Annotated in this window: 21 protein-coding genes and 1 pseudogene; 15 read left to right on the forward strand and 7 right to left on the reverse strand. The window is 68.9% G+C overall.

Going from position 1 to position 23,035, the window contains the following annotated elements; genetic code table 11:
• Nucleotides 1–27: 27 nt before the first annotated feature.
• The 6 genes from BOSE125_RS02805 (at nucleotide 28) to BOSE125_RS02830 (ending at nucleotide 7,195) form a co-directional block, all read left to right on the forward strand.
• Nucleotides 28–684 (forward strand): hypothetical protein, encoded by a 657-nt coding sequence (locus BOSE125_RS02805; protein WP_159554607.1) that lies wholly within the window; start codon nucleotides 28–30, stop codon nucleotides 682–684.
• Between the two features lie 123 nt (nucleotides 685–807).
• A complete protein-coding gene (locus BOSE125_RS02810; protein ID WP_159549651.1) occupies nucleotides 808–2,463 on the forward strand; it encodes an arylsulfotransferase family protein in 1,656 nt (551 codons plus the stop codon).
• A gap of 56 nt (nucleotides 2,464–2,519) precedes the next feature.
• A complete protein-coding gene (gene ligA, locus BOSE125_RS02815; protein WP_159549653.1) occupies nucleotides 2,520–5,069 on the forward strand; it encodes an NAD-dependent DNA ligase LigA in 2,550 nt (849 codons plus the stop codon).
• Nucleotides 5,066–5,977, forward strand: a complete 912-nt coding sequence (locus BOSE125_RS02820) for an inositol monophosphatase family protein (RefSeq protein WP_159549656.1) — start codon at nucleotides 5,066–5,068, stop codon at nucleotides 5,975–5,977. Before ligA ends, BOSE125_RS02820 begins: the two co-directional genes overlap by 4 nt.
• Before the next feature lie 4 nt (nucleotides 5,978–5,981).
• Entirely contained in the window at nucleotides 5,982–6,446 is a 465-nt protein-coding gene (locus tag BOSE125_RS02825; RefSeq protein ID WP_159549658.1) for a glutaredoxin domain-containing protein, read from the forward strand.
• Between the two features lie 227 nt (nucleotides 6,447–6,673).
• Nucleotides 6,674–7,195 (forward strand): CGNR zinc finger domain-containing protein, encoded by a 522-nt coding sequence (locus BOSE125_RS02830; protein ID WP_159549660.1) that lies wholly within the window; start codon nucleotides 6,674–6,676, stop codon nucleotides 7,193–7,195.
• Here BOSE125_RS02830 and BOSE125_RS02835 read toward each other — a convergent pair.
• The 4 genes and pseudogenes from BOSE125_RS02835 to arsB all read right to left on the reverse strand — a co-directional run bounded on the left by BOSE125_RS02835 (nucleotide 7,107) and on the right by arsB (nucleotide 10,585).
• Nucleotides 7,107–8,567: an NAD(P)-binding domain-containing protein gene (locus BOSE125_RS02835; RefSeq protein WP_236557787.1), complete on the reverse strand. Its 1,461-nt coding sequence runs from the start codon at nucleotides 8,565–8,567 to the stop codon at nucleotides 7,107–7,109. The two genes, BOSE125_RS02830 and BOSE125_RS02835, sit on opposite strands and share 89 nt — an antisense overlap.
• Nucleotides 8,568–8,578: 11 nt before the next feature.
• Nucleotides 8,579–9,031 carry an arsenate reductase ArsC gene (locus tag BOSE125_RS17890; protein WP_256375985.1) on the reverse strand — a complete coding sequence of 151 codons (453 nt, stop codon included), beginning with the start codon at nucleotides 9,029–9,031 and terminating at the stop codon, nucleotides 8,579–8,581.
• A gap of 6 nt (nucleotides 9,032–9,037) precedes the next feature.
• Nucleotides 9,038–9,442: pseudogene (locus BOSE125_RS17895) on the reverse strand (low molecular weight phosphatase family protein); the annotation flags it as partial.
• Between the two features lie 30 nt (nucleotides 9,443–9,472).
• Entirely contained in the window at nucleotides 9,473–10,585 is a 1,113-nt protein-coding gene (gene arsB / locus BOSE125_RS02845) for an ACR3 family arsenite efflux transporter (RefSeq protein ID WP_159549664.1), read from the reverse strand.
• Nucleotides 10,586–10,665: 80 nt separating this feature from the next.
• Here arsB and BOSE125_RS02850 point away from each other — a divergent pair, with 80 nt between their 5' ends.
• Nucleotides 10,666–11,052, forward strand: a complete 387-nt coding sequence (locus tag BOSE125_RS02850) for a metalloregulator ArsR/SmtB family transcription factor (RefSeq protein WP_159549666.1) — start codon at nucleotides 10,666–10,668, stop codon at nucleotides 11,050–11,052.
• Between the two features lie 28 nt (nucleotides 11,053–11,080).
• Here BOSE125_RS02850 and BOSE125_RS02855 read toward each other — a convergent pair whose 3' ends face one another.
• Nucleotides 11,081–11,977: a dihydrodipicolinate synthase family protein gene (locus BOSE125_RS02855; protein ID WP_159549668.1), complete on the reverse strand. Its 897-nt coding sequence runs from the start codon at nucleotides 11,975–11,977 to the stop codon at nucleotides 11,081–11,083.
• 175 nt (nucleotides 11,978–12,152) lie between these two features.
• Here BOSE125_RS02855 and BOSE125_RS02860 point away from each other — a divergent pair, with 175 nt between their 5' ends.
• The 8 genes from BOSE125_RS02860 to BOSE125_RS02895 all read left to right on the forward strand — a co-directional run bounded on the left by BOSE125_RS02860 (nucleotide 12,153) and on the right by BOSE125_RS02895 (nucleotide 21,074).
• Nucleotides 12,153–12,506: a DUF2809 domain-containing protein gene (locus BOSE125_RS02860; RefSeq protein WP_159549670.1), complete on the forward strand. Its 354-nt coding sequence runs from the start codon at nucleotides 12,153–12,155 to the stop codon at nucleotides 12,504–12,506.
• Nucleotides 12,487–13,140 carry an N-acetyltransferase gene (locus tag BOSE125_RS02865; RefSeq protein ID WP_236557788.1) on the forward strand — a complete coding sequence of 218 codons (654 nt, stop codon included), beginning with the start codon at nucleotides 12,487–12,489 and terminating at the stop codon, nucleotides 13,138–13,140. Before BOSE125_RS02860 ends, BOSE125_RS02865 begins: the two co-directional genes overlap by 20 nt.
• A 71-nt stretch (nucleotides 13,141–13,211) precedes the next feature.
• A complete protein-coding gene (gene gatC, locus BOSE125_RS02870; RefSeq protein WP_159549672.1) occupies nucleotides 13,212–13,508 on the forward strand; it encodes an Asp-tRNA(Asn)/Glu-tRNA(Gln) amidotransferase subunit GatC in 297 nt (98 codons plus the stop codon).
• A 5-nt stretch (nucleotides 13,509–13,513) separates the two neighbouring features.
• Complete coding sequence (gatA, locus tag BOSE125_RS02875) at nucleotides 13,514–15,121, forward strand: Asp-tRNA(Asn)/Glu-tRNA(Gln) amidotransferase subunit GatA (RefSeq protein ID WP_159549675.1); 1,608 nt, start codon at nucleotides 13,514–13,516, stop codon at nucleotides 15,119–15,121.
• Nucleotides 15,121–16,635, forward strand: coding sequence for an Asp-tRNA(Asn)/Glu-tRNA(Gln) amidotransferase subunit GatB (gatB, locus tag BOSE125_RS02880; RefSeq protein WP_159549678.1), 1,515 nt, complete (start codon nucleotides 15,121–15,123; stop codon nucleotides 16,633–16,635). The genes gatA and gatB overlap by 1 nt, the downstream gene beginning before the upstream one ends.
• Before the next feature lie 4 nt (nucleotides 16,636–16,639).
• A complete protein-coding gene (locus BOSE125_RS02885; protein ID WP_159549681.1) occupies nucleotides 16,640–17,602 on the forward strand; it encodes a phosphotransferase in 963 nt (320 codons plus the stop codon).
• Between the two features lie 107 nt (nucleotides 17,603–17,709).
• Entirely contained in the window at nucleotides 17,710–19,026 is a 1,317-nt protein-coding gene (locus BOSE125_RS02890; protein ID WP_201301123.1) for an acetyl-CoA carboxylase biotin carboxylase subunit family protein, read from the forward strand.
• Nucleotides 19,023–21,074, forward strand: coding sequence for a CocE/NonD family hydrolase (locus BOSE125_RS02895; protein ID WP_159549687.1), 2,052 nt, complete (start codon nucleotides 19,023–19,025; stop codon nucleotides 21,072–21,074). Before BOSE125_RS02890 ends, BOSE125_RS02895 begins: the two co-directional genes overlap by 4 nt.
• A 2-nt stretch (nucleotides 21,075–21,076) precedes the next feature.
• Here the strand turns inward: BOSE125_RS02895 and BOSE125_RS02900 are convergent, their stop codons facing one another.
• Both BOSE125_RS02900 and BOSE125_RS02905 read right to left on the reverse strand, forming a co-directional pair.
• Nucleotides 21,077–22,471 (reverse strand): MFS transporter, encoded by a 1,395-nt coding sequence (locus BOSE125_RS02900; protein ID WP_159549690.1) that lies wholly within the window; start codon nucleotides 22,469–22,471, stop codon nucleotides 21,077–21,079.
• On the reverse strand, nucleotides 22,464–22,970 hold the full coding sequence (locus BOSE125_RS02905) for a MarR family winged helix-turn-helix transcriptional regulator (protein WP_201301124.1): 507 nt from the start codon (nucleotides 22,968–22,970) through the stop codon (nucleotides 22,464–22,466). The genes BOSE125_RS02900 and BOSE125_RS02905 overlap by 8 nt, the downstream gene beginning before the upstream one ends.
• Nucleotides 22,971–23,035: the final 65 nt, after the last annotated feature.

Consider the following 23,035-nt stretch of genomic DNA (forward strand, 5'->3'; position numbering starts at 1 on the left):
GACTTCGTCGGCGAGTGGTACGAGGTCATGCCGGACCAGGTCTTCACCATCGGCCGTGAGGGTGACCTGGAGATCGACGACAACCCGTACCTGCACCGGCGGTTCATGGAGATCCGGCAGATCGACGGGCTGTGGTGGTTGTCCAACGTGGGCACCATGATCTCCGCGACTGTGGCGGACTCCTCCGGCGGCATGCAGGCCTGGGTCTCGCCCGGCTCCCGCATCCCGTTGGTCTTCGGCCAACTCAATGTGGTGTTCACGGCTGGGCCGACCACCTATGAGTTCTCGGCACACCTGAAGAGCCCCTCGTTCCTGCAGCAGTCCAACGGCAATGACGCCGTGGGGGAGACCACCATCGGTCCGGTGATCTTCACCCCGGCGCAGAAGGCACTCATCGTGGCCCTGGCCGAGCCGATCCTGCGCCGCGGCGGCACCGGATTCTCCACGGTGCCGTCCTCTGCCAATGCCGCCAAGAGGCTGGGCTGGCCGCTGACCCGGTTCAATCGCAAGCTGGACAACGTCTGTGACAAGTTGGATCGCGTGGGCGTGGCCGGACTGCGCGGCGGTGGCGGCAAGCTGGCCACGAACCGCCGTGCCCGCCTGGTGGAGCATGCCGTGACCTCCCACCTGGTCACCCCGGATGACCTGCCGCTGCTGGATCAGGCCCTCGGCGACGAGGACTGACCCGGTTACCCCGCCATCTGGACTGAACCAGCTGTACCGGGCGGGGCCGCCGGACTGAGTTAATCGCCGGCCACCGCCGGCCGAAGCTTGGCGCGGCCCTGCCGTGCACGGTAGACACAACGCATGCGTGCCGGGCCTGGATACGGGGGCGAGCATCCTTCTCGGGTGCTCGCGGCGTCAGCGATGCTGACCGTGGCGCTGGCGGTCTCGGCCTGTACAGCTGACGGCGAGGGAGGAGCGGCAGCGGGGAAGCAGCCGATTCCGCACCAGAGTTTCGCCAGCCGCCCGGACCTCAAGCCTCCGGTGGTGGAGATCACCCGTGGTCCCGCGTGGTCAGACGAGTACGAGCAGTCCCAGGAGTTCACGTTCCTGACACCGAACTACGGCTCTGAGACTCCCTCGGACGGGGCCGTCATCCTGGACGCCCGCGGTGAGCTGGTGTGGATGAGCCCGGCCAAGGATGACGACCCGGAGGACGACCCCTTCGACCTTCGGGTCCAGGAGTACCAGGGCGAACCAGTCCTCACGGTCTACGAGGGGACCAGTGACGGCGGTATGGGCGATGGCGAGGTGATCCTCCTCGACCAGTCCTATGAGGAGATCACCCGCGTCACCACCGGCGGCTCGCTGGGGCCCGGCCAGGCGGACTTCCACGACACGACGATCACGCCAGAGGACACCATGCTGATCGCCGCCTACGTGCCGGCACCGGCAGACCTCACCGACGTGGGCGGCCCGGAGGACGGGCACATCCAGGACGCCGTGATCCAGGAGGTCGACATCGCCACCGGCGACGTGCTCTTCGAGTGGAGCGCCATCGGCCATGTTCCCCTCACGGAGACCATGCTCGACTTCGATGACGAACAGGCGGAACTGGAAAAGGAAGCCGAGGAAGCCGAGGAATCCGAACAGGTCGACTCGTCCGAAGCCTCCGACCCACAGACCGGACCGCCCGAGCTCGGCACTGAGGAGCACCCCTTCGACTACTTCCACATCAACTCCGTGACGGAGGACGACGACGGCTCTCTGCTGGTCTCGGCCCGCCACACCAACGCGGTGTACAAGCTGGACCGCGCCACCGGCGCCGTGGAATGGACGTTGGGCGGCTCGGCCAGCGACTTCGAGATGGGCGAGGGGGCGGACTTCACCTGGCAGCATGATGCGCACCGGAGTCCGGACGGCACGCTGACCCTCTTGGACAACCACTCCCACGGTGGCAGTGATGACGATTCCTCCCGCGGACTGCGCCTGGCCCTGGACGGAGACGCGATGACCGCGGAGGTGGCCACCGAGTACCTGCCGCCGGCCGACCGGGTGGCCAGTTCCATGGCCAACGCGCAGCAGATGGCCAACGGGAACATGCTGATCGGCTGGGGTGCCCGCCCGCACTACTCCGAGTACACGCCCGGAGGTGAGCTCATCTACGACGTCTGTCACGGCGATGAATGCCGAGGGGACGAGTTCGAGGGTGGCGGCGGCAGCTACCGGGCGTACAAGTTCGCCTGGCAGGGACGGCCCGCCGCCGAGCCGGATGTCACCGTGCAGGAGCGCGACGGTGAACGCCTCGCCCACGTCTCCTGGAACGGAGCCACCGAGGTCGCCCGGTGGCGGCTCGTGGCCGGCGAGGACGAGGGCAGCGCCACCGAACAGGCCGTCGTCGACCGTGAGGGCTTCGAGACGGCCATCCCGGTTCCGGACGATGCCGCGGAGCTGCCCTACGTCGTCGTCGAGGCCCTGGACACCGAGGGCACGGTGCTGGGGAAAACCCAGGCCCGGTGACCGCTCGCGATCAGGCTGAGGGCTATCCCGGGGGTGTGCCCGGCTAGGCTGGACCGGTGAGCAGCGAGCAGAAGAACGTCACGGATCCGAGCGTCGATCAACGGGTCGATTCCGCCGTCCAGCCCGAGGCGGAGGACATTCCGCCGGAGTCCCTGCGAGAGCAGTACGAACACCTTGTGGACGAGGTCCGCAAACACCGCACGGCGTACTACCAGAACGACGCCCCGCTGGTCTCGGACGCCGAGTATGACGCGCTCTACCGCCGCCTCGAGGACCTGGAGGCACTGCATCCGGAGATCGTCTCCAATGACTCTCCCACCCAGGAGGTCGGCGGGGAGGCCTCCGCCGCCTTCGCCCCGGTGACCCACCTGGCCCGCATGTACTCCCTGGACGACCTGTTCTCCATCGATGAGCTGCGCGCCTGGTACGCCAAGACCTCAGCCTCGATCGCGAACATCGCCCCCGGTGCCGCTGAGAAGGGCGTCCGCTGGCTCGTTGAGGTCAAGATCGACGGGCTCGCCGTGAACCTGCTCTACCGGGACGGCAAACTCGTCCGGGCGGCCACTCGCGGGGACGGCACCACGGGGGAGGACGTCACGCACAACGTCATGACCATCAAGGACATCCCGCAGCAGCTCGCCGGGTCCGGCTGGCCCTCCGAAGTGGAGGTCCGCGGAGAGATCTTCATGCCCAGCGCGGATTTCCGCACCTTCAACGAACAACGGGTGCGCGACGGCCTGGCCCCCTTCGCGAACCCCCGCAACTCCGCAGCCGGCTCCCTGCGGCAGAAGGATCCCGCCGAGACGGCCAAGCGGCCGCTGAGCATGTTCGTGCACGGCATCGGCGCCCACACCGGCCTCGACGCCGAGTCCCAGCACGCCACCTATGACCTTCTCGCCTCCTGGGGTCTTCCCACCAGCCCGTACACGAAGATCGTGGACTCACTCGAGGGCGAGGACGGCAGTGGCAAGGGAGGCAACGGCGGCATACTCGGCTTCATTGAGGAGAACGGCAACCAGCGCCATGACCTCGTCCATGAGATCGACGGCATCGTCATCAAGGTCGACTCCTTCGCGTTGCAGCGGGCCCTGGGCCACACTTCCCGCGTGCCCCGTTGGTCGGCGGCCTACAAGTACCCGCCGGAAGAGGTCCACACGCGGCTGCTGGACATCAGGGTCAACGTGGGGCGCACCGGCCGCGTGACCCCTTACGCGGTGATGGACCCCGTCCTCGTGGCCGGCTCCACCGTCTCGATGGCCACCCTGCACAACCAGGACGTGGTCAAGGCCAAGGCCGTGCTCATCGGGGACACCGTGGTGTTGCGTAAGGCCGGGGACGTCATCCCGGAGATCGTCGGTCCGGTCCTGCCGTTGCGGGAGGGAAAGAAGCAGGTGGAGGGAACCGGCCCGGTCGGAGAGGACGAACTGCGCGAGTTCGTCATGCCCACCGAGTGCCCGTCCTGTGGCACCACCCTCGCGCCGGCCAAGGAGGGGGATGTGGACCTGCGCTGCCCCAACGCCCGTTCCTGCCCCGCCCAGCTCACCGGCCGCATCGAGCACGCCGCCTCCCGCGGGGCCTTCGACATCGAAGCGCTCGGCGAGGAGGCCGCCCTCTGGCTGACGAACGGCCCGGGGCCGGATCCGGCGGAGAACAACCAGCACGTGCGTCCCGAGGGGCCGGGGGTCATCTCGGCGGACGCCGAGCTCTTCGACCTGGCGGACCACCGCGAGAAGAACCTGAAGGACCCGTTCGATCCGGACGACATGTCCGCGTTCCAGGCCCGGCTGCGTGACGTCATGGTCTGGAGGGAGAAACGGAAGAAGGATCCCGAGACCGGTAAGCCGGTGCCCTCGGGCGAGTGGGAACTCAAGCCCTACTTCTGGACGCAGGGCACGGCCAAGAAGCCCTCGGAGCCCACCGCGAACACCCGCCGGCTCTTCCAGGAACTGCACAAGGCGAAGACCCAACCGCTGTGGCGGGTGCTTGTCGCGCTCTCGATCCGGCATGTGGGCCCGACGGCGGCCCGTTCCCTGGCGACAGCGTTCGGCTCCCTGCAGGCCCTCCAGGCACTGGCCACGGAAGGGTCCGCAGGGCACGCCGAGACGGAAGCAACGGCCGCGGACGAACGCCGCGCTGCGGCGCAACAACGCCTGGCGGACGTCGACGGGGTCGGGCCGATCATCGCCGAAGCCGTCATCGACTGGTTTGCTTCAGCCTGGCATCGTGAGATCGTCGCGCGCTGGCATGCGGCCGGCGTCGTGATGGAAGACGAACAGGATGAGCAGACCCCGCGCACCTTGGAGGGGTTGACGATCGTGGTGACCGGGTCGCTGGAGACCTACAGCCGGGATTCCGCCAAGGAGGCGATCATCATCCGTGGGGGCAAGGCCTCCGGTTCCGTCTCCAAGAAGACCGACTACCTGGTCGCCGGGGAGAACGCCGGCTCCAAGCTGGACAAGGCCGAGTCCCTCAAGGTCACGGTGCTGGACGAGGAGGGGTTCCGGAGGCTGCTGGCCGAGGGGCCACCGGATTCTGAGGGTCCTGACGAGACAGACGCCGACGCTGCCTCTGACTCTGACACCGAAACCACGGAGGAGACCGCATGAGCGCCAAGGGACTGCTGGCCGTCGCCCGGGCCGCGGCCCGCGCCGGGGCCGCGGTGCTCGCCGAACGTCCCCTGGGTCCGACGCCGGCCACGCGCGCCGAACTCGGAGCGGTCACCAAGTCCTCGGGCTCGGACTGGGTCACGGACTACGATCGCCGCGCGGAGCAGGCGGTGCGCGAGGTCATCACCGCCTACCGCCCGAATGACGCGATCTCCGGCGAGGAGTACGGCCACACCGAGCCGGAGCACCCCTCGGGCTACCGCTGGTCGATCGACCCCTTGGACGGCACCACGAACTTCATCCGGGGGATCGCCCAGTTCTGCACCTCCGTGGCCGTGGAGGGGCCAGCGGCGGAAGGCGAGACGCGCTGGTTGGCCGGGGCCGTCGTCGCGCCCGCCCTGGGCCGGACCTGGTATGCCTCGGCCGGCGGCGGGGCCTTCTCCACCGTGGACACTCCCGGGATCCCGCAGGCGGACCTTCCGCCGGCATCCGGTGAGCCGGTGCGCCTGAACGGGCCCCTTCCAGGCCGCTCCGGCCGTCTGCTCGCCACGGGCTTCGCCTATGCGGGGGAACGCCGCGACTTCCAACTCAGCGCCCTGGCGGCGCTCATGCCCCACTTCGGGGACGTGCGGCGCATCGGTGCGGCAGCCCTGGACCTGTGCATGGTGGCTGACGGCACGCTGGACGCCTACGCCGAGTACGGCATCCAGGAACACGACTGGGCGGCCGGCGCGCTGATCGCCGAGGAGGCCGGAGTCCCGGTGCGGCGCCCGGCCTCCGGGGACGGCACCAACCACCCGGACTGGACGGTGGCCGGGGTGCTGGATCCGTCGGAGCCGTCGGAGACGACCGATCAGTCGAGCCCACGGGCACAGTCGTTGTTGCCGATGCCGCCCGTGGGAGAGTGAGTCCATGCGCCAGCTGATGTCCAAGGCGTGGCTCGTGCCCGCCGTCATGCTCGCCCTCGGGCTGCTCTTCGCCTACTGGGGGCTGATCGGCCGGGGCCCGCTGAATTACGTGGCCGCGGCCATCCTGCTGTTCTTCGCCCTGCGCTTCGTCTCCACCACCCAGGTGCAGTCCCTTCCGGTCTCCGGGGTGGACGAGCACCTGGCGGTCGGGGGAGTGGTGGTGTACTGGCGGCCCGGCTGCCAGTACTGCGCCCGGCTCATCCGCGAGCTCGGCACCGAGGGGCGGGAGCGCGTGTACTGGGTGAACATCTGGGAGGACGCCGGCGCCGCGGACCGCGTCCGGCATTACCACCACGGCTTCGAGACCGTCCCGACGGTGGTGACCGCGGACGACCACTTCGTGGCCAAGGATGCCGAGACCTATGACCGCGCCAAGGCCGTCATCCGCCGGGCCACTCCGGTGGACTGACCCCGACCACCCGGCTCAGGGCCGCGGGCGGCAGGCCATCGTTCCCCTGGATATCGACCCGGAGGGTTCCACAGTCCCCGCAGCGCACATAGAGGATCAACCCCTCGGACGTCAGATGCCGCGATTCCGCGCGCCACGCATGCTCGTGCCGGGTGGACCGGTCTTCCTGGAGGGGCAGGGGAAACGTGTGGGGTGAGGTCATGAGTCCATCGTGATGTAATGGTGTTATGCATCTCAACCCTTACGGCGAATACGCGGTCCTGCTCGCGGCCTCCCTGGCCAACGAGTGGCCTGATGACCGCCGGGGTATCGAGGAGCGGACCCGGGCGTTCGGGATGACGATGATCTTCCCCGCCGGAGCGGACGACCATGCCGCGACCGGCACGGTGGTGGCGGACTGGCTGCGCGTCGTCGATGCGCCGGAGGACGGTGAGCGTGCCCGCCTGCTGAACGAGCAGATGGCGGCGGCCGCGGCCTACCCACGCCTGACCGATCACGACGGCGAGGGGTGGCACCTCCACTATCGGGACGAGAACGACTCGATGCCCTTCGTCCTGCGCGCGGTCATCAGCGTCGGTACCTCGTTGCACCTGGCCACGCGGGGGATGCACCGGCTGGGACGCTGTGCCGGCGAGCCCTGCCGCAACGTTGTCGTCGATGTCACCCGCAACGGCCGCCAGCGGTACTGCTCAGTTCGGTGTGCGAACCGAGCCGCCGTTCGCCGGCACCGGGCCCGGCCGCCGCGCTGACGGGAGCGCAGCACCCCTGGGCGGCGCTGTCGGCTTCGTCAGCCGGACCGGTGACGGGCAGGTCGCAGGACCCGCCCAGGTCGGTGGAGCAGACCCCCGTCTCGGGGAGGTCCAACTGCACGGCGTCGGCTGCGGCTTGGTCCCCGGCCAGGGCGGCGGCGATGGAACGAACCTGTTCGTAGCCGGTGGCCATCAGAAAGGTCGGGGCCCGGCCGTAGCTCTTCATCCCCACGATGTAGAAGCCCGGTTCCGGGTGCGCCAGCATCTTTTCCCCATGCGGGGCCACAGAACCGCAGGAGTGGAACTCCGGATCGATCAGCGGACCGAGCTGGCGGGGTGCGTCCACGGCCGGGTCCAGCTCCAGGCGGAGTTCGGACAGGATGCCCAGGTCCGGGCGGAACCCTGTGGCCGGAACGACCAGATCCGCGGCCAAGGTTTGCTCGCCAGCCGGAGTGGAGGCGTGCACGGAGAATCCATGCTCTGTGCTGGTGAAACTGGTGATGGTGAACGAGGTGTGGACCTCGATGATCCCGGCAGCCACCAGACGTCGCAACCGGGTGCCCAGCGCGCCGCGGGCAGCCAGTTCGTCGCGGCCCTCGCCGCCGTAGACGCTGGAGACGTCGGCCGAGCGCACGGCCCACGAGATCCGGGTGTCCGGCTCGTCCTCGGCCAGGGACCCGAGTTCGAGCAGGGTGTTGGCGGCCGAGTGCCCGGCCCCGACCACGAGCACGTGCCGGCCGGCGAAGCGTTGCCGATCCCCGCCGGCGACGTCTGGCAGTACGGCCGTGATGTGCCCGGCCGCAATTGCCTCGGCTTCTCCGGGAGCCTCCAGTCCGGCCTGGCCCAGCGGGTTGGGCCGGGTCCAGGTGCCGGAGGCGTCGATGACGGCCCGGGCCAGGCGGTCCACCACGTTGCCGTTAGTGTGCTGGATGCGGATCAGGAAGGGGGCGTCGGCTCGGCCGGTCGTGCGGGTCTTGTCCATCCCGGAACGGGTCACGGCGATGACCTGGGAATCGGTGCGCACATATTCGGCCAGTGCGGTGGCGGCGGCCAGGGGTTCCAGGTACTGATCCACCAGTTCTGTACCGGTGGGCAGGATCCGGGCTTGAGGTTCGGTCCAGCCGGTGGTGCGCAGTAGGCGGGCTGCGGCGGCGTCAATGTTGTACTGCCAGGGAGAGAATAGGCGCGTGTGGCCCCAAGTCCGGATGGCTGCCCCGACGTCGGCCCCGGCCTCCAGCACCAACGGGGTCAAGCCTCGTTCGAGCAGGTGCGCGGCGGCGGCCAGCCCGACGGGTCCTGCCCCGATGACCGCGACGGGCAAGTCCTGCGCCTCGGTGGGTGGGGGCATGGTGGTGGAAATTGCGTCGACCATGGGGGTATCCCTCACTTGATGGGTGTGGACGGGGCCGAGGGGCCGGACAGCAGCTCGGTGATGAGCTGCTCGATCCGCGCTTTGATCTCGTCGCGGATGGGGCGCACGCCCTTGATGCCTTGGCCGGCCGGGTCTTCGAGCTTCCAATCCTCATAGCGCTTGCCGGGGAAGTAGGGGCAAGCATCTCCGCAGCCCATGGTGATGACCACGTCGGAGTCCTTCACGGCCTTCTCGGACAGCACCTTGGGCCGGTTCGAGCTGATGTCGATGCCTTCCTCGGCCATCGCCTCCACGGCTGCCGGGTTGACCGAATCAGCTGGTGCCGAGCCCGCAGAGCGGACCTCGATCCGTCCTCCGGCCAGGTGCGACAGGTATGCGGCGGCCATCTGGGAGCGACCGGCGTTGTGCACACACACGAACAGCACGGAGGGCTTGTCCGTCGTGGCGGTGAGCTCGGCGAGCAGTGCTCTGACGCGGGCGTCGATGTCGTCGCGGACCAGGCGCATGCGTTCGGCTCCCTCGATGCCGCGGGCGGAGGGTTCGTCGGTGTGCCAGGTCTCGATGGTGCCGGCCATGCCTTCGAGCGGCTCGACTTTGGCCTCGTCGCCGAGGATGACCACCCGGTCGACGCGGGCTAACAGGCCCGGGTCGATGGGCTGGGGGTGCCCTGCGGACATGTCGGCCCCGGCTTCGGCGATGACCTCGGCCGAAAGCGCGTTGATGGTCTCTCCCGGTCTGGTGCCGGCGGAATGGACCTCAACGGCGCCGGCGGCCTGGTGCTCCATCAGAGCTGCGGCCATCTGGGACTTGCCGCCGTTCTTGGCACAGATGAACAACACGGAGGGTCGGGATGAGGATCGTGGCTCGGTGGTCATCTCTACAGGCTTCCTGTCGGGGCTGGCGGTTCAGGCGCGGGTCGCGGAGGCGGTCTCAGTGCGAGCGGGGGTTGTCGGGTCGCCGGGGAAGAGCCTCCGGCCGGCCCAGAGGCAGACGTAGATGAGACCGACGAGCACCGGCACCTCGATGAGCGGGCCGACGACGCCGGCCAGGGCCTGACCGGAGGTGACGCCGAAGGTGCCGATGGCCACGGCGATGGCCAGCTCGAAGTTGTTGCCGGCGGCGGTGAAGGCCACGGTGGTGGACTTGGCGTAGTTCAGCCCGACGGCCTTGGAGGCGAGCAGGGCGATGCCGAACATCAACACGAAGTAGGCCAGCAGCGGCAGGGCGATCCGGGCGACATCCCAGGGGCTGGTGGTGATGGCCTCACCCTGCAGGGCGAACAGCAGCACGATGGTGAACAGCAGTCCGTAGAGGGCCCAGGGGCCGATGCGGGGCAGGAAGCGGTTCTCGTACCAGTCCCGGCCCCTGGCCTTCTCGCCGAAGTGACGGGTGAGGAACCCGGCCAGCAGGGGAATGCCCAGGAACACCAGGACGCTGAGCACGATCGACCAGACGGAGAAGTCGGCCGAGGTGGTCGGCAAGCCCAGCCAGGACGGGAGCACCTGGAGGTAGAACCAGCCCAGGGCGCCGAAGGCGATGACCTGGAAGACGGAGTTGATGGCCACCAGGACGGCGGCGGCCTCCCGGTCCCCGCAGGCCAGGTCGTTCCAGATGAAGACCATGGCGATGCAGCGGGCCAGGCCGACGATGATCAGGCCGGTGCGGTACTCGGGCAGGTCCGGCAGGAGCATCCAGGCCAGGGCGAACATCAGGGCCGGACCGACGATCCAGTTCAACGCCAGGGAGGTGATCATCAGCCGCTTGTCCCCGGCGACGCGGTGGGTCTCGTCATAGCGGACCTTGGCCAGCACCGGGTATATCATCACCAGCAGGCCGATGGCGATCGGCAGGGACACCTCGCCGATCTTCACGGCTTCCAGAGCGGTATCCAAGCCGGGGATGAAGCGGCCCAGGGCCAGTCCGACGACCATGGCCAACAGGATCCAGGCCGGCAGCCAACGGTCGAGGAAGGACATCTCCTTCATCACCGGTTGGTACGGGGCGGTGGTGGTGCTCATGCAGGCCCAACTCTCGTATCGATAACCATCGATGGGAACGCTACTGGTCATATCGATGAGCGTCAATGTAAGATGACGTGATGGTTCCGACAGCTAGCCAGACCGCCATTGACGTCATTGAGACCTCTGACCGCGACCGCGTAGCCTCCGGTTCATCCGGGTGCTGTTCCCTATCGGCCGGTCCGATCGGCGTCGACGACGCTCAGCGCTCAGCGGGCATGTTCAAGGCTCTGGCCGACCCCATGCGACTGCGCCTGTTGTCCCACGTGGCCGCGCAAGGGTGCGAGGCGGTCTGTGCCTGTGACCTCACCGAGGACCTGGGCATCAGCCAGTCGACCGTCAGCCACCACATGAAGAAGCTGGTCGACGCTGGCCTGATCGCGCGCGAACAACGCGGCAAGTGGGCGCACTACGCCGTGGTGCCGGAGGCCTTTGCCACCCTGCGCGGGCTGCTCGAGATCGGCTGAACCGCCCCATTCTCTGAGGTGGCGGTTCCTAGATCTTGAGCCCGAGTACCTCGATCACCCGGGCCACCTCGGCTCGTTGGGCCTCCGTCAGTCCCAGTAGCGGCAGCGGCAGGCTGGACTCCTGCGCCAGTCCCAGCTGTTCCGCCACGGCGGCCATCACCCGGATGCTCCCGCCGTGCCGGGCGAAGAGCTCCCAGAGAGGAACGAGGCGCTGGGACTCCGCCCGTGCCTCCGCCGGTGAGCCCTGGCGGACGGCACGGACGATCCTCAATGCCGCCTCGGGCAGGGTCCCGGCGATGACCGAATACCAGACATCGCAGCCGGCGAGCAGGCCGTCTGCCGCGTGGGCATCCCCGGAGACACCGATGGTCACCTCGGCCGGAATGACATCGCGGATCTGCTGGATGTGGGTACGGGCGGATTCCGGATCCGCGGGCACACCGGGGATCTTGATGGACTCGATCCCCCCGAGCGCGGCGATCCGCGCGTACAGCTCCATGGTGAAGGTGAAGCGCGTGGTGCCGGGATTGTCGTAGACGATCACCGGCACGGACGAATTGCTCGTCACCGTCCGGAACAACTCGAAGACGTCCTCCTCGGTCAGCGGCTGGTAGCTCACCGGCGCCAGCAGCAGTCCCGCGGCGCCGGCCTCCTGCGCCGCCTCGGCGTGGGCCAGGACCTGCGAGGTCCGGGTGGCACCGATGCCCACGAAGACGGGCACATCCCCGGCATGCGCGACGGCGGCGCGGGCCACCCGGGCGCGCTCGTCCCGGTCCAGATACGCGTACGAACCGGTGGAGCCGAGCGCGGTGATGGAGTCGACGCCGGCGGCCACCAGACGCTCCACCAACCCGATGAAGGCGGGCTCATCCAGTGCGTCGTGACGGAGGGGAGTGAGGGGGAAGGCGCTCAGGCCAGTGAACATCGTCGGGCTCCTTGACAGTGGCTCACCACCAGGGTGGCACACGGTACGGCAACGAGACTGGTGTCTACACTCAACGGGAGCCCGAGCCATCTCCCGGAAGGGGGCCGCTATCTCCGAGCCGAACCAGGCCGTCCCCACCCGCACCAGGCGTTTTGTCCTCGGCGCCGCCGTCCCCGTGACCATTGGGCTCGGGCTCGGCATCCGCGCCCTCAGCACGGCAGCCTGGACGGGACCGGCCGGAGACGCCCTGTATGCCGTGCTGATCTACCTCCTCGTCGCCATCCTGTTGCCGGTCCGTTCCAGGATCCTGGTGGCCGGCCTGGCGCTGACCGTGTGCGTGGCGGTGGAGTTGCTCCAGCTCACCGGTCTCTCGGCGGAACTCGGGGCGCTGTGGTCTCCCCTCCGGCTGGTCCTGGGCACCACGTTCGGGTTCGCGGACCTGGTGGCCTACGCCGGAGGAGTCGCCCTCGCCTACGCCGTGGACCGTCTGCTCGGCGTAGTATTCAGCCGTGCCGCACGAACGCCCTGAGAACCCCGACCCCACCGAAGACCTGCACCCGGCCCTCCGCGCCGCCGGGTGGCCGCAGTCAGTCTCGCGCGTGCCCGGCGTCACGGTGCGTGACGCGCGGGCGGAGGATCATGCGGTGATCGCGCACCTCACGGTGACCTCCTACATCGACGGCGGTCATATCGATCCTGAGGACGAGTACATCGCGAACCTCCAGGACGTGGCCACCCGGGCTCGCCAGGCCCGCGTCCTCGTCGGAGAGGTGGAGGCGTCTGCGCTGGCCGGCCCGGCCGCACCCAGCGCGGCGGGCACCGTCGTCGCCGGCTCGGTGGTGCTGTCCCTGCCGGGGATGCCGATGTCCGAGACCGCCCGCGAGGGTGAGTTCGAGTTCCGGATGCTGGCCGTGGACCCGCGGGTCCAGCGCCGCGGGGTGGCCCGCGCCCTGGTCCGTGCCGCGATCGACCGGGCCGAACAGCTGGAGGGGATCGACGCCATCGTGTTGACCACCATGGTGACCATGACTGGAGCGCACCGGCTCTATGAATCCGAGGGATTCGTCCGGGTCCCCGAGCGGGACTGGCGCCTTTCGGACATCGGCCAGGCGCCGACGTCGGGCGAGGACCCGTTGTACTGGGTCTACCGGCGCTCGGTCTGAACCCAGCCCGGCAGTAGTCCCCACTAGACTGGGTGACCGAACCACCCCGCCCGCGGAACCACAGGAGATTCATGTCCGCCATCACCCGTGAGGACGTCGCCCACCTGGCGCGACTGGCCCACATCCGGATGGACGAGAACGAACTGGACAAGATGTCCGGAGAACTCGCCTTCATCATGGATGCCATCACCTCGGTCAGCGAAGTCGCCGGCCAGGACGTGCCGCGCACGTCCCACCCGATCCCACTGCGCAACGTGTTCCGCGAGGACGTGCCCTCGGGCATGCTCACCCAGGAACAGGCACTCGCCATGGCACCGGATGCCGAGGATGGCCAGTTCAAGGTCCCCGCGATCCTGGACGGGGAGTGATCGGCGTGACTGAAATCTCCGCGAACGAACTCATCAAGCTGACCGCCCTGCAGATGTCAGAGCGCCTGCGCGCCGGCGAGATCACCTCGGTGCAGCTCACCCAGGCCCACCTGGACCGCATCGCCGCGGTGGATGGCCCGGCTGACGGCCAGGGCACCGGTGTGCACGCCTTCCTGCACGTCAACTCCGAGGAGGCGCTCGCCGTGGCCGCCGAGGTGGACTCCATCCGCGCCGCCGGCGGAACCGCGGCGCAGGACCTCCACCCGCTGGCCGGTGTCCCCATCGCGGTGAAGGACCTCATCGTCACCGTCGGCCAGCCGACCACGGCGGCCTCGAAGATGCTGGAGGGCTGGATGAGCCCCTATGACGCCACCGTGGTGGAGAGGATCCGCGCGGCCCGCCTGCCGATCCTCGGCAAGACCAACCTGGACGAGTTCGCCATGGGCTCCTCCACCGAGCACTCCGCGTTCGGTGACACCCGCAACCCGTGGGACCTGGGCCGGACCCCCGGCGGCTCCGGGGGCGGCTCCGCCGCCGCGGTGGCGGCCTTCATGGCACCCCTGGCCCTCGGCACGGACACCGGCGGCTCGATCCGCCAGCCCGGCGCCGTCACTGGCACCGTGGGTGCCAAACCCACCTACGGTGCGGTGTCCCGCTACGGCGTCATCGCCATGGCCTCCTCCCTGGACCAGGTGGGACCGGTGACCCGTACCGTCTCCGATGCCGCTGCCCTGCAGGAGCTCATCGGCGGTCACGACCCCAAGGACTCCACCTCGCTGCCTGAGCCCATGGACGGACTGCTCGAGGCCGCCCGCAACGGTGAACTCGCCGGCCTGCGCATCGGCATCATCGCCGAGCTCGAAGGCGAGGGCTTCCAGGAGGGCGTGCTGGCCCGGTTCCAGGAGTCGGTGCAGGTGCTCAAGGACGCCGGGGCAGAGGTCTCCGAGGTCTCCTGTCCGCACCTCGGCTACGCCCTGGGCGCCTACTACCTGATCATGCCCTCGGAGGTCTCCTCCAACCTCGCCAAGTTCGATGGCGTCCGGTTCGGCAACCGCGTGGTCCCGGACGGTGGGGGCACCATCGAGCAGGTCATGGGTGCCACCCGCGCGGCCGGCTTCGGTGACGAGGTCAAGCGCCGCATCATCCTCGGCACCTACGCGCTCTCGGCGGGATACTACGACGCCTACTACGGCTCGGCGCAGAAGGTCCGCACCCTGATCCAGCGCGACTTCGCGGCTGCATTCGAGCAGGTGGACGTGCTGATCTCGCCGACCTCGCCGGTCACCGCCTTCCCGCTGGGGGAGAAGCTGGATGACCCGGTGGCGATGTACAACAACGACATCGCCACCATCCCCGCCAACCTGGCCGGCATCCCCGGCATCTCGGTGCCGGCCGGCCTGTCCGAGGGCCTGCCCGTGGGCATCCAGTTCCTGGCCCCGGCCCGGGGTGATGCCACCATGTACCGCGCCGCCGCCGCACTCGAGTCCCGCCTCGAGGAGGCCTGGGGTGCACCCTTCTGGGCCCAGGCCCCGGAACTGGCCGCCGCGAGCGCCGCCGCCCCGGCCGGCGTCGGGAACGCCCCCGCTACCGCAACTGCAGGAGGAGAGAACTGATGGCCGCCGTCACTGACGAGGTGCTCACGTTCGACGAGGCCATGGCCCAGTACGAGCCCGTGCTCGGCTTCGAAGTCCACGTGGAGCTCAACACCAGGACCAAGATGTTCTCCTCGGCGACCAACGGTTTCGGGGATGAGCCGAACACCAATGTCACCCCGGTGGACCTCGGCCTGCCGGGTGTGCTGCCGGTGGTCAACGGGACCGCCGTGGAGTACTCCATCAAGCTCGGCCTCGCATTGAACTGCCAGATCGCGGAGGTCTGCGGTTTCGCCCGGAAGAACTACTTCTACCCGGACACCCCGAAGAACTTCCAGACCTCCCAGTATGACGATCCGATCGCCCACGACGGCTGGCTGGACGTCGAACTCGAGGACGGCACGGTCTTCCGCGTGGAGATCGAGCGCGCCCACATGGAGGAGGACGCCGGCAAACTGACCCACCAGGGCGGGGCCTCCGGCCGCATCCAGGACGCCGCCTCCTCGCTGGTGGACTACAACCGTGCCGGTGTGCCGCTGGTGGAGATCGTCACCAAACCGATCACCGGGGCCGGTGAGCGTGCCGCCGAGCTGGCGAAGGCCTATGTCACCCAGATCCGGGACATCGTCAAGAACCTCGGTATCTCGGACGCCCGGATGGAGCGCGGCAACGTCCGTTGCGACGCCAACGTGTCCCTGATGCCGAAGGGCGCCACCGTGTTCGGCACCCGCACCGAGACGAAGAACGTCAACTCCACCCGGGCCGTGGCCCATGCGGTGACGTACGAGATCCAGCGCCAGGCCGCCGTCCTCTCCTCGGGCGGCACCGTGACGCAGGAGACGCGGCACTGGCAGGAGGGCACCCGCACCACCACCTCGGGCCGTCCCAAGTCGGACGCGGACGACTACCGGTACTTCCCGGAGCCGGACCTCGTGCCGATCCACACGAACGTGGAGTGGATCGAACGCCTGCGTGCCGAGCTGCCGGAGCCGCCGGCCGAGCGCCGCAAGCGCCTCCAAGCGGAGTGGGGCTTCTCGGACGAGGAGTTCCGGGACGTGGTCAACGCCGGCGTGCTGGACGAGATCGCCGCGACCATCGAGGCCGGTGCCAGTGCCTCCGCTGCCCGCAAGTGGTGGATGGGGGAGATCGCCCGCCTGGCCAACCTCGCCGAGAAGGACATCGCCGAACTCGGGGTCACCGCGGCGGACGTGGTCGAGGTCGAGGCGCTGATCACCGAGAAGACCATCAATGACAAGCTTGCCAAGCAGGTCCTCGGTTTCGTCGCCGACGGCGAGGGTGCCCCGCGCGCCATCGTCGAGGCCCGCTCGCTTGCCGTGGTCTCGGACGACGGCGCGCTGAACGCCGCCGTGGAGGCCGCCATCGCCGAGAACCCGGGCGTGGTGGACAAGATCAAGGCCGGCAAGCTGCAGGCCATCGGTGCCCTGATCGGCCCCGTCATGAAGGCCACCCGCGGCCAGGCCGATGCCGCCCGGGTCCGCGAGATCGTGATGGAGCAGTTGGGCGTCACCGAGTAGTCGCGTGCCGCTGGAATCTCGGGACGGAGAGCCCGTCATCACGGACGGGCTCGTCCGCGCCCTGCTGAGAGAGCAGCACCCCGACCTCGCCCACATGCCGCTGGGGGTACCGGTCCGCGGTTGGGACAACACCATGGTCCGGCTCGGGGAGCGCCTCGCCCTCCGCCTGCCCCGGCACGCCCAGGCCGAGTCGCTGCTCGACCGGGAGGTTGCCTGGCTGCCGCGGCTGGCGTCCCAGCTGGCCGGCCTGCCGTCCGGCATTCCTCACCACACCATTCCTGTCATCCCGACGCCGGTCCGCACCGGAGTGCGCCGCGCCGGCTACCCGTTCCGCTGGGCGGTGGTGCCCTGGGTGTACGGGACGCCGGCGGTCCACATGCCTCTCGGGGTCCGGGATGCCTATGCCTCCAGTCTGGCCGCCGTCCTGCACGGACTGCACCGGCCGGCTCCCGGCGGGGCACCCACCAATGTCTTCCGCGGGGTCGGCGTGGCCGCCGTCGCCGACCGCTTCGCGCAGCGACGGACTGCCCTGGCGGAGGAGCTCAGCACCGAGCAGCAGGACCGCCTCGACGCCGCCTGGGCCGGTGCCCTGGCCGCGGCTCCCCACACCGGACCCGCGCTCTGGCTCCACGGGGATCCGCACCCGAACAACACCGTGCTGGCCGGCGTCGGGTCCTGGAACCCCGGTCCTGTAGTCCTGGTCGATTTCGGCGACCTGTGCGCCGGGGACCCCGCCTCGGACCTGGGCGCCGCGCTGTTGCACTTCTCACAGCCGGGGCGGCGGCGCTTCCGTGCGGCCTACGACGCCCTGGCTGGTTCCCCCGGCGGTACCGAGCCGGATGCGGGCCGCGCACGGGAGGCCCTGTGGGCCCGCGCAACCGGCTGGGCAGCCAGTTTCTCGCTGCTCTACGCCGCCCAACCGGAGAGCGATCCCCTGCGCCCGCTCGGACGGTACCAGCTGGGCTGAGGGCCGCCACGCCACGTCCGTGCCTCACGTTGTGGTCCACGCGGAAACGTGCTTACGGTGGGCCGCATGCTCGTCCGGAGCTGTTCGACGACGAAATGGCGGATCCCTTGGCAGAGAAGAACATCCACGTCCTGGGCATGACCGAGGTCCAGCGGCACGAACTCGAGACCGTCTCTGGTGCTGAGAACCTGACGTTCCACAACGTGCTCGACTACGAGCGGCTCGTGGAAACGGCCGAGATCGATTTCGAGGAGTTGTTGGCGGCCGCCCGGGGCCAGCTCGATGCCTTCGACGGGACGGTGGATGCGATCATCGCCCACTGGGACTTCCCCGTCAGCGTGATGGTGCCGATCCTGGCGGCCGAGCGCGGACTGCCGGCACCGTCACTGGAGAGCGTGCTCAAGTGCGAGCACAAGTATTGGAGCCGGCTGGAGCAGCGGGCCAGCATTCCCGAGTGCGTGCCCGGCTTCGCCGCCTTCGACCCGTTCGACGACCATGCTCTGGACACGATCGACCTGGACTTCCCGTTCTGGGTCAAGCCGGTCAAGGCACACTCCTCGAACCTCGGCTTCAAGATCGAGGACGAGACGGGCTTCCACGAGGCCGTGGCCGAGATCCGCGAGCACATCGAGGAGATCGGTGACGCCTTCGACGCCGCCCTGTCCATGGTGGACCTGCCCCCGGAGCTGCAGCAGTGGGGCGGCAACACCTGCCTGGCCGAGCAGTTCGTGCAGGGTACCCAGGCCGCTCCGGAGGGCACGGTGTTCCGGGGGACGTTCCGGGTCCACGGGGTCCTGGACATGCACAAGGACGTTGACGGCACCAGCTTCGACCGGCTGGACTACCCGGCGAGCAGCGTGCCGGAGCACGTCCAGCAGCGCATGATCGATGCCACCGAGCGGTACATGAAGCACGTCGGTTTCGACAACGGCTGCTTCAACTCCGAGTTCATGTGGGATGAGGAGGCGGACCGGCTGTGGATGATCGAGGTCAACACCCGGATCTCACAGTCCCACAGCGACCTGTTCGCCAAGGTGGACGGGGCATCCAACCACGAAATCGCCATCGACATCGCACTGAACCGGGAACCGCGGATGCCCCGACGGGAAGGTCAGTTCCACGTGGCCGCTCAGTGCATGGTCTTCCACGATGAGGACGGGGTGGTCACGCGAGTGCCCACCGAGGAGGACAAGGCGGCGCTGGCGGAACGGTACCCCGGTATTGTCCTGACCTCGACGGTGCATGAGGGAGACCGGCTCTCCGAACTGGCCGGCCAGGACAGCTACCGATACGTCGTCGGCAAGTTCTATCTGGGGGCCAGCAGCCACGACGAGTTGGGCCGGCTCCACGCGCAGATCGTGAAGGAGCTTCCGTTCGAGTACGCCAGCGCAGGGCCTGACGTTGACGAGGAGGGAGGACGATGAAGACCATCACCGAGTTCCCGCATGAGACGCGGGTCATCGAGAACGTGTACATCCCGATGCGTGACGGTGCCCGGTTGGCCGCCCGGATCTGGATGCCGGTCAACGCCGAGCAGCAGCCGGTTCCGGCCATCCTGGAGTACATCCCCTACCGCAAGCGGGACAGCAGTCGCGCTCGAGATGAGCTGAACCACCCGTACATGGCCGGGCACGGCTACGTCTGCGCCCGGGTGGATATGCGCGGCAGCGGCGACTCCGACGGCGTCATGGTGGACGAGTACCGGGCTCAGGAGCACGAGGACGCCGAGGACGTCATCGCGTGGCTGGCCGAACAGCCGTGGTGTGACGGCAAGGTGGGCATGATGGGCATCTCCTGGGGCGGGTTCAACAGCCTCCAGCTGGCGGCCCGCCAGCCCCCGGCCCTGAAGGCCATCATCAGCGCCTCGGCCACGGATGACATCTACGTGGACAACATGCACTACATGGGCGGGTGCCTGCTCGGCGACAATCTCTCCGAGGCCACGGTGATGTTCGCCTTCAACAGCCTCCCGCCCGATCCGCAGATCGTGGGCGAACGGTGGCGGGACATGTGGCACGAGCGGCTGTCCGGCAGTGGGTTGTGGCTGGAGACCTGGCTCGAGCACCAGCGGCGTGACGACTACTGGAAGACTGCCTCGGTCTGTGAGGACTACAGCCAGGTGCAGTGCCCGGTGATGGCGGTCGGCGGTTGGGCCGACGGCTACACCAATGCCGTGTTCCGCCTGATGGAGAACCTGGACGTCCCGCGCAAGGGGCTCATCGGCCCCTGGGGCCACAAGTATCCGCACCTCGGCGTGCCGGGCCCGGCCATCGGCTTTCTCCAGGAGGCCGTGCGGTGGTGGGACCACTGGCTCAAGGGCCAGGACACCGGGGTGATGGACGAACCCATGCTGCGCGTATGGATGCAGGACTCCGTCTCGCCCGCCGCCTCCTACGAGGACCGGCCCGGCCGTTGGGTGGCGGAGGACCGGTGGCCTGCCCCGGAGATCGAGAACCGAGAGTTCACCCTGCGTGGCCACCACCTGGAAGAAGTCGACTCGGACGCCGACCCGCACGGCGAGTCAGACGCAGAGGTCGCGGTGAAATCGCCCCTGAGTGTGGGTATGTTCGCCGGCAAATGGGCGTCCTACGCGGCCGTGCCGGACCTGCCCTTCGATCAGCGGGAGGAGGACGGGGGGTCCATCTTCTACGAATCGCGGCCCCTCACGGAGGACCTGGAGATCCTGGGCCTGCCGCAGTGCCACTTCGAGGTCTCCGCGGACCAGCCGGTGGCGATGCTGGCCGTGCGGCTGTCCGACGTGAACTTGGACGGCGAGGCCACTCGGGTGACCTATGGCCTGCTCAACCTCACCCACCGGGACGGCAGCGAGGACCCGAGCCCGCTGGAGCCGGGGAAGAAGTACCGGGTCACGGTGCCGCTGAACGGCATCGCCCAGACCTTCCCGGCCGGGCACCGGCTCCGGCTGTCCATCTCGACCTCTTACTGGCCCCTCGTCTGGCCCTCCCCGGAGGCCGCCACCGTCACGCTGACCACCGGGGCCAGCAGTCTCAGCGTCCCGGTGCGGAGCCCCAGGGCGGAGGATGCGCGGCTGCGCGAGTTTGAGGAGCCGGAGGCCGCCACACCCTTGGAGGTCACCCAGACCGAGCCGGGCCAGCACCACTGGCGGGTCACGCGCGACCTGGCAACGAACATCTCCACCCTGGAGATCGCCAATGACCAGGGCGCCTTCCGCATCGAGGACACCGACACCCACATCCGGCGCGGGACCGAGGAGTGGTACAGCTTCCGCTGGAATGACGTGAACTCCGTGCGCGGCGAGACCCGGACCGTGCGCCGGATCCAGCGTCAGGACTGGGGCGCCGAGGTCACCACCAACACGGTGCTGACCTCCACGCCCACCGAGTTCATCATCGACGCCGAGCTCGACGCCTATGAACTGGACGCCCAGCGCGGCGATCCTCGCGTCTACTCGCAGAGCTGGCACCGCCGCGTCCCGCGGGACCTCGTGTAGGCCTACTCCGGGCGGCGGCTGCTGAACCTCCGCGCCGCCGCCCGGGCCACCAGGGCGCAGCACACCGCCAGGCACACCAGGGCGCCGAGGGCGAAGGCGCCGGTGATCCCGGCATCGGTGGTCTGGCCGCCCGGATCTGCGGTCACCGCGAAGATGGCTGCAGCGGCCGCGGTGCCGAAGGAGCTGCCGATGGTGCGCAGCACCTGGTTGAAGCTGACCGAGCTGCCCAGGCCCTCGGCCGCCACGTTCCGGGCGATCAGGGCGGGCATGGCCGCATAGCTGGAGCCGATGCCCAGGCCGAAGAGGAACATGCCGAGCAGGACCTCCCAGAGTTCCGTGTGGGCGAACCAGAGGAGTATCCCGGAGGCGGCGGCCAGTCCGGCCCCGATCGGCAACAGGGCCGTCAGCGGCACCCGATGGGACAGGCGGCGGACCAACCGGTTGGCGATGAAGCTGCCGACGGACAACGGCAACATGACGAATCCGGCCCAGAAGACCGGGAGGGCCAGCCCGTATCCGCTGGACGCCGGGGCCTGGGCCACCAGGCTGGAGACCGAGAGGCCGATGTAGATGGCGGCGCCGAGCCCGATGGCCGAGGCGTTGGCCAGCAGGACCTCACCATTGGCGAATACGCGCAGATTGATCAGCGGGTGGCGCGAGCGCAGTGACGTCCGCACCCAGAGGGTCAGCAGGACGGCGGCCAGGACCAGGGTGGCGAGGGTCCAGGGGGAGGACCAGCCCCAGGTGGGCCCTTCGCTGATGCCGAGCAGCAGGCTGCCCAGGCCGGTGCCCAGCAGGATCGCACCGGCCATGTCGAAGGGGGCCCGCACAGCATGGACGCCACCACCGGCGGGAACGGTCCGGATGACCACCACCATCGCGGAGAGGACGAAGAGTGCGGCGAACCAGAAGGCAAACCGGTAGTCAACCAGCCCGGCGATGACGCCGGTCAGCGGATAGCCGATGCCGAGCCCGGTGCTCACCGTGACGGACAGGCTGGAGATGGCCGGCTGCACCTGGGGCCCGGCGAGATACCGGCGCGCCAGGGCAATGGTCACCGGAACGATGCCGTAGGTCAGGCCCTGAAGGGCCCGCCCGATGAGGAAGACCGTGAAGGTCGATGCCAGTGCGGCCACGACGGACCCGGCGAGTATCACGGTCAGGGACACCAGCAGCAACCGCTTCTGGTTCGGCCCGTCGCTGATCCGGCCCATCACGGGGGTCGCGATGGCGCCCACCAGGAGGTTCACCGTGAGCATCCACTGGGCGGTGCTCACGGAGACCCCCATGTCCTGGGCCACGGACGGCACCAGCAGCATGCCCAGCGAGCTGACCACGGCCGTGCAGAGGGCTGCGTAGACCAGGGCCGGCTCCAGGCGGCGAGGGGTCTCAGTCATGCGGCTCCTCGGAAGCTGTCTCAGGTGCTGGCGCAGGTGTGGACGCAGCCGTGGAGGGTGTCTCGGACGCCGTCTCGGCCGTGAGCTTGCGCAGGACCGGGATGGCGGAGACGAGGGTCTGCCGTTCCTCCGGCGTCAGGCGTTCGCGGACGACCTCGTAGAGCCACGCGCGGCCGGTCCGGGTCTCCTCGGCCAGTTTGAGCCGGCCCGCCTCGGTGGGGTGGATCCATGAGCGCCGCCGATCCGACTCATCCGGGATCCGTTCGACCAGCCCCAGGGCCTCGAGTTCCCGGGCCGCGAGCGAGATGGCCTGGGGGCTGACCTGGACCTTGACGGCCAGCTCGGCTGTACTGGCCCGTCCGTTCTCGGCGACGTGACGCAGGATCCCCACCTTGCCGGGGGACAGGGTTCGCTCCACGTGGATCCGGTGCAGGATCGGGAGCAGCGCCTCGAGCAGTTCGGCGGTCGGCTCGGAATCGGAGTTCAAGTCATGGGGCACGCCCCAACCCTACAAGCAACTTGATCAAGTTGCTTGCGCATGTAGTGGAAGCCACGTTCTCGATG

It is taken from the genome of Citricoccus sp. K5, from assembly GCF_902506195.1.
Lineage (GTDB): Bacteria > Actinomycetota > Actinomycetes > Actinomycetales > Micrococcaceae > Citricoccus.